The 15,176-nt window shown below is 34.5% G+C and carries 16 protein-coding genes; 15 read left to right on the top strand and 1 reads right to left on the bottom strand.

The features are described from left to right. Positions 1-750 precede the first annotated feature (750 nt). The gene (locus ACO5GE_RS04235; protein ID WP_484829687.1) at positions 751-1,071 is read right to left on the bottom strand and encodes a putative heavy metal-binding protein; all 321 of its coding nucleotides are present in this window, start codon (positions 1,069-1,071) and stop codon (positions 751-753) included. Positions 1,072-1,426: 355 nt separating this feature from the next. Between ACO5GE_RS04235 and ybaK the strand changes: the two genes are divergently transcribed. The 15 genes from ybaK (at position 1,427) to ACO5GE_RS04160 (ending at position 14,867) form a co-directional block, all read left to right on the top strand. Beyond that, positions 1,427-1,900 (top strand): Cys-tRNA(Pro) deacylase, encoded by a 474-nt coding sequence (gene ybaK, locus ACO5GE_RS04230; RefSeq protein WP_484829686.1) that lies wholly within the window; start codon positions 1,427-1,429, stop codon positions 1,898-1,900. A 247-nt stretch (positions 1,901-2,147) separates the two neighbouring features. Then, positions 2,148-2,600, top strand: a complete 453-nt coding sequence (locus ACO5GE_RS04225) for a hypothetical protein (protein ID WP_484829685.1) — start codon at positions 2,148-2,150, stop codon at positions 2,598-2,600. 257 nt (positions 2,601-2,857) lie between these two features. Beyond that, complete coding sequence (dnaX, locus tag ACO5GE_RS04220; RefSeq protein WP_484829684.1) at positions 2,858-4,459, top strand: DNA polymerase III subunit gamma/tau; 1,602 nt, start codon at positions 2,858-2,860, stop codon at positions 4,457-4,459. Between the two features lie 59 nt (positions 4,460-4,518). Continuing rightward, entirely contained in the window at positions 4,519-4,866 is a 348-nt protein-coding gene (locus tag ACO5GE_RS04215; protein ID WP_484829683.1) for a YbaB/EbfC family nucleoid-associated protein, read from the top strand. Then, entirely contained in the window at positions 4,866-5,465 is a 600-nt protein-coding gene (gene recR, locus ACO5GE_RS04210) for a recombination mediator RecR (protein WP_484829682.1), read from the top strand. Before ACO5GE_RS04215 ends, recR begins: the two co-directional genes overlap by 1 nt. Positions 5,466-5,974: 509 nt before the next feature. Then, a complete protein-coding gene (nhaC, locus tag ACO5GE_RS04205; RefSeq protein WP_484829681.1) occupies positions 5,975-7,360 on the top strand; it encodes a Na+/H+ antiporter NhaC in 1,386 nt (461 codons plus the stop codon). A 181-nt stretch (positions 7,361-7,541) separates the two neighbouring features. Then, positions 7,542-8,843 carry an AAA family ATPase gene (locus ACO5GE_RS04200; protein ID WP_484829680.1) on the top strand — a complete coding sequence of 434 codons (1,302 nt, stop codon included), beginning with the start codon at positions 7,542-7,544 and terminating at the stop codon, positions 8,841-8,843. After that, on the top strand, positions 8,836-9,393 hold the full coding sequence (locus ACO5GE_RS04195) for a hypothetical protein (protein WP_484829679.1): 558 nt from the start codon (positions 8,836-8,838) through the stop codon (positions 9,391-9,393). The genes ACO5GE_RS04200 and ACO5GE_RS04195 overlap by 8 nt, the downstream gene beginning before the upstream one ends. A 42-nt stretch (positions 9,394-9,435) precedes the next feature. Next, complete coding sequence (locus tag ACO5GE_RS04190; protein ID WP_484829678.1) at positions 9,436-9,819, top strand: transcriptional regulator GutM; 384 nt, start codon at positions 9,436-9,438, stop codon at positions 9,817-9,819. A 30-nt stretch (positions 9,820-9,849) separates the two neighbouring features. Beyond that, positions 9,850-11,043: a pyridoxal phosphate-dependent aminotransferase gene (locus ACO5GE_RS04185; protein WP_484829677.1), complete on the top strand. Its 1,194-nt coding sequence runs from the start codon at positions 9,850-9,852 to the stop codon at positions 11,041-11,043. A 91-nt stretch (positions 11,044-11,134) separates the two neighbouring features. Next, positions 11,135-11,815, top strand: a complete 681-nt coding sequence (gene tsaB, locus ACO5GE_RS04180) for a tRNA (adenosine(37)-N6)-threonylcarbamoyltransferase complex dimerization subunit type 1 TsaB (RefSeq protein WP_484829676.1) — start codon at positions 11,135-11,137, stop codon at positions 11,813-11,815. Next, positions 11,812-12,261, top strand: coding sequence for a ribosomal protein S18-alanine N-acetyltransferase (gene rimI / locus ACO5GE_RS04175; protein WP_484829675.1), 450 nt, complete (start codon positions 11,812-11,814; stop codon positions 12,259-12,261). The genes tsaB and rimI overlap by 4 nt, the downstream gene beginning before the upstream one ends. Beyond that, complete coding sequence (gene tsaD, locus ACO5GE_RS04170; protein WP_484829674.1) at positions 12,258-13,274, top strand: tRNA (adenosine(37)-N6)-threonylcarbamoyltransferase complex transferase subunit TsaD; 1,017 nt, start codon at positions 12,258-12,260, stop codon at positions 13,272-13,274. The genes rimI and tsaD overlap by 4 nt, the downstream gene beginning before the upstream one ends. Positions 13,275-13,454: 180 nt before the next feature. Continuing rightward, positions 13,455-13,808: an HD domain-containing protein gene (locus tag ACO5GE_RS04165; protein ID WP_484829673.1), complete on the top strand. Its 354-nt coding sequence runs from the start codon at positions 13,455-13,457 to the stop codon at positions 13,806-13,808. 603 nt (positions 13,809-14,411) lie between these two features. Then, positions 14,412-14,867, top strand: a complete 456-nt coding sequence (locus ACO5GE_RS04160; RefSeq protein ID WP_484829672.1) for a GNAT family N-acetyltransferase — start codon at positions 14,412-14,414, stop codon at positions 14,865-14,867. The last annotated feature ends 309 nt before the right edge of the window (positions 14,868-15,176 follow it).

The following is a 15,176-nucleotide window of genomic DNA, read 5'->3' as shown; positions in this document are numbered from 1 at the left end:
AGATGTTCCGGGAATGAAAAATCTATAGTAGAATTATGTAGAGGATAGACTTTTAATAATATGCTCTCTTATTAAAATATCTAATTTATAGAGAAGAAAGAAAGTATTTTAGATGTTCCGGGAATGAAAAATCTATAGTAGAATTATGTAGAGGATAGACTTTTAGTAATATGCTCTCTTATTAAAATATCTAATATATAGATGAGCAAGAGAATGTGATTAGTTTTTAGGAATAAAAAAAGTATCACCTTTCACTGTGGTTTGACAGAAGAGAATTTGATAAATATGAATTGAATTTTTACATAACCATAAAAAAACGGCACAGTTTTCAAGATAAATCCTGTTCTAGGAGCAAAGATATTTCAAAAATGTAGATATCGGATAATTACGAAAGAGAGAATTCCTTTTGAATTATTAAACTAAGAACGTGTAGGGATCAATTCAATGAACCATCTGTATTCGAGTTAGATACAAAAATACCTCTTAGGTTCTGCTAACGTAAGAGGAATTTAATATTGTTTTATTTGATGGGTATTTTTTTGTTCGTTTTTTCAGAAATCCATTTTATGAAGAAATATTTATTGTTGTTTGTATCACTATTTCTATACCATCAGTTTCATAGTTATTTACAGTCAACAAATATTTTTGACAGTTAATTGATTACATGATTTAATACCCTTTATGACAATACAACCGTTTTTTATGTCAAAATCGTGTTAAATACAGTTGATTGTGGAACAACTTTTTGTCTTAATCAATTACAACTGCAGTACCGCTAACTGTTACCATCATCATACTTCCGGTATCTCCAAGGAATTCATAGTCAAAATGAACGCCTACGATAGCGTTGGCTCCTATTTTGTTTGCACGATTTTCCATTTCACGAATTGCATCTTCTCTTGCAGAAATCAGTTCCTTTTCATATCCTTGTGCACGACCGCCAAAGAAATCTCTGAGTCCTGCACCGAAGTCTTTCATAAAGTTTGCACCTGTAATCACTTCTCCAAAAACTATGTCTTTGTATTCGATAATATTGTGTCCTTGTACAGATGGTGTTGTTGTTAAAATCATAGCATTCCCTCCTTAGTAATAAATTGGCTTCATTATACCATAAATGTTAAGAATTTACCCTAATCATTCCTAAATTATTTCATGAAAGTTATCATTACAGCAGTGGGAAGAATATCGTATCTCTATTTATTTGTGATATAATAGTTTGATAGATGAAATCACAAAACATGGACGAAAACAGGTATGTTATGTATATGAAGTGATGTTAATTGATTGAAGTGGAATGGAAAACGATAATCAAACTATATAAAGGATATTTTGAGTGAATTATTGTTTATTAGCAATACATATCAGTTTAGGATGATGTTATCAAAGTGTAACATTCTGTTGATAAAGATTGGGAAATGGAGATAATATGAAACAGATTAAAACAAATGCAATGAGATTGTTGGATGAGAAAAAAATAGATTATGTTGCTTACGAATATGAAAGCAAAGCTTTCTTGTCGGGTATGGAAGTCGCACAGAAATTAGGATTTGATACAAAAAAAGTATTTAAAACACTTGTGACTCAAGGAGCAAAGATGTTCTATGTGTTTGTCATTCCTTCTGATGAAGAGCTTGCCTTAAAAAAATGTGCAAGGTTAACCGGTGAGAAAGCAATTCAGATGATTGACCAAGCAGATATTCAGAAGGTGACAGGATATATCAAAGGAGGATGTTGTCCTATTGGAATGAAAAAACAATATAGAACTTTTCTTGATGAATCTGCAAAACAACAGTCTTCGATTGTAGTGAGTGCAGGGCGTTTGGGATGCCAAATAGAATTGAATCCGTTCGATTTATCTGATTCTTTTGAGATAGAATTTCAAGATTTGATACAAGGATAACGTTTTAGAAGAAAATAGCACTTAACTTTTTTGATAGGTGGAAGTATAGAAATAATAAGACAATTTGTTGTACTTGTGTATTAAGAAATGAATGATAGATTACTTTGCTCCAAAAGAACATTTGAGATAAAACATTTTGTCGATTTTATACAGGATTCTGCGAGTGCCAAAATGGATGAAAATAGTATTGTTTTACACAAAGAGGAAGATTTGATATAATGAAGGGTAAATTTTGGGAGGGGATTATATGACAGAGATGAGATTTGTCGTATTGTTAATCATAGGTATTTTATATCATCTACACTTTTTTACAAAAGTGAAAATTTATAATAAACGACCATTCACATTCAAATGGTTATACATTGTTTTTTTGGTAGCAGTGGTTGTTTCTGTAGTTCTTACTCATGGGTATTTGAAATTTGCATTGTTTTCAGCATATCTCTATATTTTGACAGGTGGAATTTTAACAGGAATTTCTGAAAAGGGTTTTGTTGTATTCCATGGACTATATCTGTTTGCGTATGCTATCAAATTTGAAGACATCCAGGAAGTATGGGTGGATGAGCACACGAATACCATTGAAATTCAAGCCTCTACAATGAAAATTGGATTTGTTCAAGAGTTTGATAAGAGGGAGAAAGACAAAATTCTGTTGTTGTTGCGCTCAAAAAATATTTTAGTAAAAGAGATGTATTCATAATAGAGATAGATGAAGAAAGAGGATGTTTTTATCTATAACAGTGATTCACAAATCATTTTTTTGAAATCGGTCGTATTAGACTCTAAGATTTAATGTGTATTGGAGAATATAAGTTTGGTTTGAAAGAAGTGTTTTGGAAAGTATGTGTGTTTATATCATAAGGTACACATCAAACAAGATTGTTTGGCAACATGGGAAACAGTTATAGATTGTTTTTTGGAAAGATTAAGGTTGAAATTTATAGATGGAGGGAAATTATGCATCAAGCATTGTATCGAGTATATCGTCCTAAGACTTTTGAAGATATCGTAGGACAGGAACACATTACTTCTGTATTAAAAAACCAAGTTGCAGAGGATACGGTGAACCATGCATATTTGTTTTGCGGTCCAAGAGGAACAGGAAAGACTTCTACTGCAAAGGTGTTGGCAAGAGCAGTGAACTGTACCGGAGACATAAAGCCGTGTTATCAATGCAAATCGTGTGAACAATCTACTTTAGATGTGATTGAAATGGATGCCGCTTCAAACAATTCCGTAGAGAATATTCGTGATATTCGTGATAATATTGTGTTTATGCCGAATATATCGCGCTACAAGGTATATATTATAGATGAGGTCCATATGTTGTCACAAGGTGCGTTTAATGCATTGCTCAAGACTTTGGAAGAACCGCCGAGCCATGTGATTTTTATTTTGGCTACAACCGAACCTCAAAAAATTCCTGCAACGGTACTTTCTCGATGTCAACGGTTTGATTTTAAGAAGATAGATGACAGTATTTTGACACAACAGTTGGAAAAAGTACTTTTACAAGAGAAAAAAGAGTTCGATTCCGATGCAGTTCAATGTATCGTTCAAAAAAGTGACGGGGGAATGCGGGATGCTCTGTCTCTTTTGGATAAGGTGATGAATCTTCCTAAATTGACAAAACAAGAAGTGATTCAAGTGTTGGGAGATGTGAAAGAAGAAAAATACCTTGAGTTTATCCACTTTATGAGGGATAAAAAGATTCCGGAGTTATTGTTACTAATTGAAGAATTGAATCAAAACGGTTTGGACATGAAACAGTTTGTTGTAGACTTCCTTTATTATTTGAAAGAAAGTTTGCTCAAGATGTGGAATGGAGAAGAAAAAAAACAGTTGGATCAAGTTTTTCAATCTGTTGAGGTTTCAGACATCGTTCGTTGGATTGAACAATTGGCATTTATTTTAAATGAGATGAAATATTCTTTTGTTCCGTCTACTATTTTGGAAGTGGAGCTGATTCGTTTCTTGGAAATGCCTTGTGGTATGACACCGAATACAGAAGAGTTGAACCTATTGCAAAAAGAGATCGTAAGGTTAAGAGAACGAGTACAGAATCTGGAACAAAAATTGCAGAATGGTGTATTGAGTCCAACTTTCTCTCAAGTAGAAGAGTATGATGAAGAAGGCAAAAAAGAGGAACAAGATTTCCTTCCAAGTACTGATATCAAAGAATTACCTGAAGAGTTATCTCATCAAGAGAAATCAAAAGTGGACGAAATCAATAATCGATTTCCTGAGATATATGAATTGCTGAAACAGCGTCATGAGGCGAGTAAGAAAGCATTGCTTCAAGAGGGAAGAGTAGTTCGGTTTGTAGGACAACAAATCTACATTGCTTATGATAGACCATACGAATTTCACAAGAATCGAATTGATACACCGGAAACTGTGCAGTTGTTGAGTCAAATCTTTTCCGAGTGTTTAGAAGAGACAGTCAGAGTAAATTTTTTGTTCAAAGATGAGATGAAAAACATTTCAGAAGAACAGACAGAAGATATTGTTGACGTGTTGAGAGGGGAGTTTCCGGATATTCCTTTGGAAGTGGAGTAAAAGTTTGTAATTGTATGGGAAAAAGGGTATAATATACAAAAAATTAGGAGGTTTTAATTATGGCAAGAAAAGGCGGTTTTCCTGGTGGTATGATGCCGGGAAATATGAATAATATGTTGAAACAAGTTCAAAAAATGCAGAAGGATATGGAAAAAATGCAAGCTGAACTTGAAGAAAAAGAAGTAGAGGCTTCCGTTGGAGGTGGCGCTGTAAAGGTAGTTGCGAACGGAAAGAAACAAATTGTATCGATTGAAATCAAACCGGAAGTAGTTGATCCGGATGATATTGAAATGTTGCAAGATTTAGTGTTGTCTGCTGTAAACGAAGCGTTACGTTCTGCTGATGAAATGTCTGCCGGTAAAATGGCTCAGTTGACAGGTGGAATGAATATTCCGGGACTATTCTAATGCAACACTATTCCAACCATATTGACCAGTTGATTGAACGATTGGGAAAACTTCCGGGAATAGGGTACAAAACGGCACAACGATTGGCATTTTATATTATCAATATGCCGAAAGATGAGGTGCTTGGTCTTGCAAATGCAATGCAGAATGCAAAAGAGAACATCACCTATTGTGAGGTTTGTTATAATATTTCCGATGCGAATCCGTGTACTATCTGTGATTCCAAAACAAGGGATGGCAGCACAATCTGTGTGGTAGAAGACCCCAGAGATGTTGCAGCAATGGAGCGAACCAGGGAGTATCATGGAAAATATCATGTGTTACACGGAACCATTTCTCCTTCTCAATCCATTACTCCGGATATGATTCGGATTAAAGAACTAATGAGTCGATTGCATGATCCCGAAATTAAGGAAATTATCATTGCAACGAATACGACGATTGATGGAGAGGCGACAGCAATGTATCTTGCTCGTTTAATCAAACCGTTTGGTATTAAGGTGACAAGAATCGCACATGGTTTACCGGTTGGAGCAAATTTGGAATTTGCTGATGATGTGACGATTGGACGAGCATTGGAAGGACGAAGAGAATTATAAATATTTTTAGAAAATTTAGAAATATATATTGACAGTTAGTACAAATCGTATTAGAATTTATGTAATTTATTTTTTAGAAAGGAGCAATTAAAATGACAGTTCAAACTATTTGTAAAAACCGAGAACAACATAATCCTAGTTTTAATTGTTGCTTTCAACAACAATATTACTACTATAAGAATTAGAGAGTCACCAAAATTTGTGGCTCTGTTTGCATTGGACAAAGGAGCCTCTAATTTTACGATATGACTTTAGATGAGCTCCTTGCAATGTAAGCTGCAAGGAGCTTTTTCATTGTAGAAACTGAAAATGTTTGAAAGCCGGATGAATAGTTCAAAATACAAGTGGTTTTTGTAACATATCATTATAAGTACTTAGAATACGAGGTATGTTTCACATATCAGAAAAAAGGAGGTTGTATTAGGAGAACAATGATTTGCATGATAGGAGTATTTGTTGGATTGTAAGTGGTTTAGGGTTATGTTGAGAGAGGAAAAGGAGAGGATACTATGTTTGATTTGAAACAACACAGAACACCGAAACTTGGCGAAGCTTTGGTGATTACAGGAATTATTTTTATTCTATTAGGATTTCCTATGATAGCGATAGAGAATATGACACCTCATATTCCGGTTTTGATTAGCATTATATTTTTAGTATTGTACGGAATGGCACGTAAGGTACAGTTTGTAGATTTACAAGAAAGTATGATTCAATCGGTCACTACAAGTATGGGAGCGATTTATCTATTCTTCTTTATCGGAATTTTGATATCTGTACTGATGATGTCAGGGGCAATTCCAACGTTGATGTACTATGGATTGACGATTATTTCGAGTAAGACATTCTACTTATCCACTTTTTGTATTACTGCAATTATCGGTATTTCAATCGGAAGTAGTTTGACCACAGTTGCGACACTTGGAGTTGCAATGATGGGATTATCTCATGCATTCGGATTAAACTCTGCAATTACTGCAGGTGCGATTGTATCAGGAGCTTTTTTTGGAGATAAAATGTCACCTCTTTCAGACACTACCGGAATTGCAGCGAGCATCGTTGGTGTGGATTTGTTTGAACATATCAAAAACATGATGTATACAACTGTTCCTGCATTTGTGATTTCAGCAATCACTTTCTCTATTCTATCTCCTTGGAAAGAAGTAGGGAACTTGGAAAGTGTCGCTCAGTTTCAAGAAGATATTTTATCAACCGGATTGGTACATGGATATGCATTACTTCCATTCTTATTACTATTGCTATTCTCCATCTTTAAAATTCCTGCTATCGTAAGTATTATTTTTACAAGTATTGCCAGTCTGGTGCTCGCACAAGTACATTCTGCTTACTCTTTGCAAGAAATAGGACAGATTCTGTTTGCAGGATTTTCGAAAGAAGGAGTACCTGAAAGCATTGCATCTCTAATTCAACGGGGTGGAATTCAAAGTATGTTTTTTACAATCACCATTGTTATTTTGGCACTTAGTTTGGGAGGTCTGTTATTTGGATTGGGAATTATTCCTACTCTCTTAGACAGTATTGCCCACTTATTGACTTCTCCGTCACGAGCAACTATTTGCGTTGTTATGACAGCAGTTGGAGTAAACTTTATCGTAGGAGAACAATACTTAAGTATTCTGTTAGCGGGAAAAACATTTAAGCCGGTATATGACAAATTGAATTTACATTCTAAGAATTTATCAAGAACTCTAGAAGATGCCGGCACCGTTATCAATCCTCTAGTGCCTTGGGGAGTATGCGGGGTATTTATTACAAGTATGCTTGGCGTGTCTACATTACAGTATGGAATGTTTTCTGTTTTTTGTTATAGCAGTTTGATTTTGACACTTGTGTTCGGATTTACCGGAATTACACTAACTACAAAAACAAAATAATGAGTCATCGATAACGAACCGTCAGTAGCAATAAGTCAGATAGAACTCTCTGTTCTGTAATTAAGAAACTAGTTTTACAGGAAAGAGAGTTTTTCTGTTCTCTATTTATTCTTTATTCCTCTATACTATTGATTTTACTTGATTTAATAGTTAATATAATGGTAAGAAGGAGGGGAGCACCTTGAGAACAAATTGGAGTTTACGTATCCAAAACTTTGGCCGTATTTCAGAAGCGGAAATTCAAATCAGCCCGATGATTTTATTTGTAGGAGATAACAGTAGCGGGAAGAGTTACTTGATGTCCCTTTTGTGGGGAATGATGGAAGAGAATTACTATGATTATTTGGATATAGAGGAATGTCAAAATTGGGAAGTCTATCAAAATGCAAGAGACATCTTTTTGAATACAGTTTTGAAAAAAGAAAATAACGGTGTATTGACCAATGAGGAAAAACATACTTTTGTTCAATTTTTCAATGTATTTTTTATGGATAATAAAAAAGAAATTTTATCTAATATTTTCAACGGAAACATTGAAGGAGAATTCTTTGAAATCAAACTACTAGATAGTAATAAATTTAATTTAGATCAAGAAAAAATTAAAGTTTGGAGACAAAAACTGGACAAAACGGTAGAGAGTAGAAAGGAAAAATTCGTTCTCAGAGGAGTGATGAATTGTTGCTTGCAAATTCTTTTTTCCGATTTGATTGGGGATGTGGACAAGCCGAAGGAAGCTTTGTTTTTGCCGGCGTCCAGAACCGGATTTATGTTGACTTACAAAACTTTGATCAATGAAAGTTTGAAACAGCATTTTGGACATAAACAGATGCAAGGCAGTATTTTTACGAAACCGGTTATTCAATTTTTGAACCAGATTGTAGCAATGGGAGACGAGGTAGATAACGAGTATGATGATATCATTCAATATATAGAAGAGGAAGTCATTCGTGGAAAGGTTGTGACGGATAATGCGCCTGTCAAAAATATTTATTTTACCGCGGAAGGGATGCAAGACCAAATCCCGTTGTATTTGACCTCTTCACTTGTAACAGAACTTTCATCCATTCTTTTGTTTTTGAGAGATAAAAAGACTTCATTTAAGACACTTATTATTGAAGAACCGGAAGAACATTTACATTTGAAAGCACAGTCCATGATGGCAAAAATCCTGGCAATGGTTCTGAATAAGAAGAAAAATGTGTGGATTACGACACACAGTGATACGTTCTTCCAACAAATGAATAACTTGGTGAAAGTGTATAGTCATCCTAGAAGAACAGAATTGAGTAAAAAGTTTTGTTTGAAAGAAGAAGAGCTCTTGAACTATAAGGATATTCAAGTGTATCAGTTTGATATTGTAGGAGATAAAACGATTGTAAGAAATATACCGGGTTCTGAAACAGGATTTGCAGCGATTACATTCAATGATGTGATTGATGAGTTAATCAATCAAGTAATTGAATTGGAGGAAGACGATGATTAAGGTAGGATTTGAAGAGAGAATGCAATTGCTTAATCTGGATGATACTGTTCGTGCAACGGATCGCATTGTAATTTTGACCGAAACACAGAAGTTGGGAAGGGCAAAATTGGTATGTCATTTGAATCATTTCAATATTTGTTTTTTGAATGCAGATAAGCAGACTTTTCGTTGGCTCAAAACATTAAAGTGTGCAGATGCGATTTTGTTTGAACAAAGAGGGGATCGCTGGATACTGAAAATTGTCGAGTTTAAAAAATGTATGACAGTGGAAAGTGTCAAAAAATCCTTGGAACAATTTGAAGGAGCATTGTATAACGCAATAGCAATTGCAGGTTTTTTACAAATTGAAGATTTTGCAGAAGTTCGTGTATACAGTGCATTTCGATTTGATAAAATGAACGAAAATCCGTTACTTCGAAAACGAAGAGAGAATCAAAAAGCGATTCGTCAGTGGGAACAAGGGAAGGTAAGACTTCCATTTATTGATGAAACCATACCATATAAACGAATCATATTAGATGAAAACGGAGACGGAGAAGTTACTCTATAGTACAGTAGGAGATATAAACAACAGAAGAAAAGAGGAAAATGTATGGGACATACAGGTGTTACAATAGTTATAATGGTTGTATTGATTATTTTGCAATTTGTAATGGTTCACTTACAATTAAAGAGTATTCGTGCAACGATGAAAGAGCTTTCAGAATATGGAAAAGTAATTTCAGGAGCACATAAGACCATTATGGGTAGAGGAAGTGTTGTGGCGATGGCAGTCAAAAAAGGACACGTCAAACGTGCAAAAATTATCATGGGTTCAGGTGCTTTCGGAAGATTTAAAGATTTTGAGGAAGTTGAAGGAAAATCATTGGAACAAATCAGAATGGAGCATATCAATCCGAATATTACAAAAAAAGGAAAAGAAAAATTCAAAGCGATTGCATTGGAAAATGCATTGAATATGTACTATGAAAAATAAGGAATAGAAAAGTAATTTAGGAGGAACAATATGCAGTATTCTATCAAATATCAACAAATACAGCCTTCTGTAACTATGGCTGTGACAGCCAAAGCAGCAGAATTAAGAAGTAATGGAGTGGATGTTATCAGTTTTAGTGCCGGAGAACCGGATTTTCCAACTCCAAAAAATATTTGTGATGTTGCAATGAAATGTTTGGAAGACGGACATATCGGATATACGGCAGCATCAGGATTACCAAAATTGAGACAAGCCATTGCTGATAAGTTAAAAAAAGAGAATCATCTTGAATACAAAATGACGGATATTGTTGTATCAAACGGTGCGAAGCATGCAATTCGAAATGCAGTAGAAGCAATTACCAATCCTGGAGATGAATGGATTATTCCAAGTCCTTACTGGGTGACTTATGCAGAATTGGTTAAAATGTCAGCCGGAGTTCCTGTTATTGTGGAAACAAAGGAAGAACATGAATTCAAAATTACAGCTGATGAACTTGAAAAAGTAATTACTTCAAAGACAAAAGCAATTTTTTTGAATAGTCCTTGTAATCCAACAGGAGCAGTTTATACAAAAGAAGAGTTGGAGCATATTGCGGATCTTGCAATAAAGCATGATTTTATGGTGATTTCCGACGAAATTTATGAAAAACTGATCTATGATGGGAAACATATTAGTATTGCCGGTTTAAATGAAGAGATTAAAGATAGAACGATTGTTGTAAACGGAGTATCGAAGGCGTATGCGATGACAGGATGGAGAATCGGATATACTGCATCAAACTCAAAAATTGCAAAAATTATCTCCAGTATGCAAAGCCATACTACTTCCAATCCGAATACATTGGCACAATATGCTGCAATTGAGGCGTTGGAGGGAGAACAAGAGACCGTAGAACAGATGAAGGTGGAATTTGAACAAAGAAGAAACCTTATCGTAGAAAAAATAGAACAATTGCCTTTAGTGTCTGTAAAAAAACCGAAGGGTGCTTTCTATGTTATGTTGAATATCAATCAGTGCAAAGGGAAGAAGTATCGCAACATAGAAATAAAAGATTCCTTGAGATTTGCAGAGTTACTTTTGGAATATGCTAATGTGGCGGTTGTACCCGGCATTGCATTTGGAACGGATGATTTTGTGAGATTGTCTTATGCAACTTCAAGAGAAAAAATCGAAGAAGGAATGAAACGAATCGGATTGTTTTTGAACGAATTGGAATCATAAATATGAATCCTATAAGTATTCGTTTTGAGCAGAGTCGAGTTTTTTGTGAACAATTTTATGAGTAATAACAAAAAGTTAGAGAGGATATAGAATGAAAGTTTTGGGAATAGATACTTCTACCTCATCACTGAGTATTGCACTTACTGTTGATGGAGTATTGAAGTATGAGTTGATTCAGAATCACGCATTGACGCATAGTGAGAGACTACTTCCCTATTTGGAACAGATGATGAAATCAGTAGATTTTTCTTTGAATGATGTGGATAGAATCGCTTGCACAGTCGGGCCCGGTTCTTTTACAGGAATTCGTATCGGAGTTAGTGTGGCAAATGCATTTTCATTGGCCCTTGGGAAACCGGTGCTAGGTATTTCCACATTAGAGGCGATGGCATTTGTACATCGATTCAGCAATCATATCATTGTCAGTACAACAGATGCACAGAGAGACAATTTTTATGTGGCTTTTTATCAGGCAAATGAAGAAAATAAAATCATCTCTTTAGGAACAGAAGAAGTACTTTCTAAAACAGATATTTTACAACGATGTGAAAATTATGAAAATGTTATGATAACGGGAGATGCAGTGTTTATGTGGGAAGACTTGCCACATGGAATTCAAAAAGCACCTCCGGATATGTGTTATCCGAGAGCCGGCTGTGTTTGTTTATTGGCAGGACAACAGGGTATACAAGAAAATGGGTATATCGAACCGGTGTACTTGAGAAAATCACAGGCTGAACTTCAGTTTGAAGAAAGGCAAGGGAAGCAATGATTATACTTGAAAGAATGAATGAAAACCATATTACACAAGTATATGACCTTGAGTTATCTTGTTTTGCGATACCATGGAGTTTATGCTCCCTGTATGATCAACTCTTACAACCTTCTGCTTGTTACTTTGTTGCATTAGATAACGATAAGGTAGTGGGATATGGAGGATTTGTTCAAGTGTTGGATGAAGGAAATATCAACAATATTGCAGTATTACCGGAATATCGTCAGCAAAAAATTGGAACTGAACTTCTAAAGAATTTGATTGCAGAAGGAAATAAACTTGGTGTAAAAGATTTTTTTTTAGAGGTCAGGGTTTCGAATGAACCTGCCAAAACATTATATCAGAACAATGGATTCAGAGAAGTTGGAATCAGAAAAGCATACTACAAAGATAACAATGAAGATGCCATTGTTATGAGAAAATCAATGGAGGAAGACGATTGAAAGAAATAGCAATATTAGGAATTGAAAGCAGTTGTGATGAAACTGCAGCAGCAGTGATACAAAACGGAAGAACCATTCTTGCAAATGTTGTTTCGACACAAATTGATATTCATAAAAAGTTTGGAGGAGTAGTTCCGGAAGTCGCATCCAGAAACCATGTAGTTGACATCAACAGAGTTTTGGAAGAAACATTAGAACAATGGGGAAAGCCTTTACACGAAATTGATGCCATTGCAGTTACGTATGGACCAGGTTTGGCAGGTGCGTTGTTGGTGGGCTTATCTACAGCGAAAGCTCTTTCTTTTGCACTCAATAAACCATTAGTGGGTGTGAACCATATAGAGGGGCATATTGCAGCAAACTACATTGCGTTTCCGGAGTTGAAACCACCTTTTATTTCTTTGATTGTATCGGGTGGACATACACATATTGTAGAAGTACAGGATTATAATCAGTTTTTTGTGTTAGGGAAAACAACGGATGATGCAGCAGGAGAAGCATACGACAAAGTTGCACGTGCTATCGGATTGGGATATCCGGGAGGACCTCAAGTGGATGTACTTGCAAAACAAGGAAGTTACACGATTGATTTTCCAAAATCATATTACAAAGATGACAGCTATAACTTTAGTTTTTCAGGATTGAAATCAGCAGTTTTGAATCATATCAATTCTTGTAAAATGAAAGGCTTAGATTTTCATCGTGAAGATATAGCCTGTTCGTTTCAAGAGACAGTGGTGAATGTTCTGTTAAATAAGGCACTCAAAGCAGTGGAAGAAAAAGGATATCATGCACTGGTATTAAGTGGAGGTGTTTCAGCGAACTCTCGATTGAGAGAACGAATGAAAGAAGAATGTGATAAAAAAGGCTATCAGGCATATTATCCTCCGCTTTCTCTATGTACTGATAACGCTGCGATGATAGCTTCTGCAGGGTATTATCGGTATATGGATGGAATCGTAAGTGACTTATCTTTATCAGCAAAACCGAATTTAAAAATCGGGGAACGATAAAATGAAACGATTAAGTTATTGAGTCGCATACATTTTTGTAACATGAGAAGATACTGTTTTTACTAATAGAGTAGAATCATCCTAGTTTCATGAATTTTGTAGACATTTGTAATTGGATAAAGGAAACAGGGGTATCATAAGAATAAAGAATAAAAAATGAGATTAGATAGGAGATGTATCATGAGATTAGAACTGGAAAAATTACATCATTGCTATGCAGTAGCGAGCGAAATGAAACGATTAGCAGAAGAACAACCGGACAAATATCCTGTAAATCCTGATGATGCTTATATTTTGGGAATGTTGCACGATATCGGGTATCAATTTACAGACAGCAAGGCAGAGCATGCTCATATTGGTGCAGAAGTCTTGAAACAACAAGGATATAAGTATTGGGAAGATGTATATCATCATGAAGATATGGATTTTGAATATGATTCTGATATGTTAAGATTATTAAGATATGCAGATAAAAATGTTTCTACAGAAGAAATTATTACAGGATTGATGGATAAGTACTGCAAATTCTATTAAGAATTGTTTGAAAGATTAACAAAAAATCTATTAGGAAGTAAATAATTTGAAATGAGTGGGATTCTTTTATATTAAGAATCCCATTTTTTATCGAATGTATATACAGTATTTTTGATGTTCTCTATACATAAGATAACAAGACTTGTTAAAATCTCTTAAAGAATTGAAATTGAAATCTATAATAGTTATTGGTTATTCCTTATACAAAGAATTGGTTCAATGCCTATGAAGAAGGATATTTGCTACGTTTGTTGTGGTATTTGAATAAAGTATGGAAAAACAAATCAGGAAATCAAAGATGTATATTTCATGCATTAAATCAAGTTAAGTTAAGTTAAGTGCTATCAACCATCATGCTTAAGATGTTACAAGGATTTGAACTATATCTGTTAGCCGGATAGCTATTGAAACACAGAACATGGAGATTTTAAACTGACACATGAAAAATTACTAAAAGGAAAGCGTTCACTTCTAAGTTTTCTATCAGTTTATATAAAAGATTTGAAAGCAATCAGGAAATCCGACAGTGGAAAAAATCCCTTAAAAACGATATAATATCCTAAAACATTCAGTGTAAAAAAATAACAGTTAAGGAGATTGAAAATGGGCATTAAATTGGAAGAAGGGATCAGTAAAAATAATATTGAACTTTTATGTCATTGGTCCAATGAACGAGGTTCAGCGTTTCAGGAGCAATGGATGGGCTCTCAAATTCCTTATCCATTAACTTATGACAAAATTCAAAAATTGAAAAATAAGTTTTCTATTTTCAATGATGATGAGTTTATTGGAATGATACAAGAGGTGCGAATCGATGAAGACAACATTCACATCGGAAGATTTGTATTAAATCCTCAAAAAACTGGATTGGGTTTTGGAACTGAAGCATTGAAAGAATTTATAGATTTTATTTTCAAAGATAAAAATATTAGGAGTATTTCTTTAAATGTTTTTGATTTTAATAAAAATGCAAAACAGGTTTATGACAGGCTTGGATTTGTAGTTGATGAAGTGATTGAAACTCCAAAACTGAAGTATATTATGAAAAAAAAAAGATAAATCCCGGTTTCATAAATTCAAAAAAAAATAATGCCTATAACATTGTTATTCACAAAACAGTAAATTAAGTCGCTTTATTGTTTTTTCTTGCTCAAACCTCAAAAGAATAAGCAGCTATGAATATTAAAAGTTACTTGACAAAATGTTCTATGAGTTAAGAAACCTGATATGGTTTCATGCGGTTATGCTTTTGTTGTCAGGGTTGTAGATATTAAGTCCTTTTATTAGTTTGAAGATTCTTTTGGATGGCATTACCGTAATGGTTTGTTCATATTTATAGGGATTTCATTGTTTTTGGTTTAAATTAGG

It is taken from the genome of Filifactor sp., from assembly GCF_057248345.1.
Note: the sequence above shows the minus strand (reverse complement) of the source record. Positions and strands in the feature narration are given on the sequence as shown.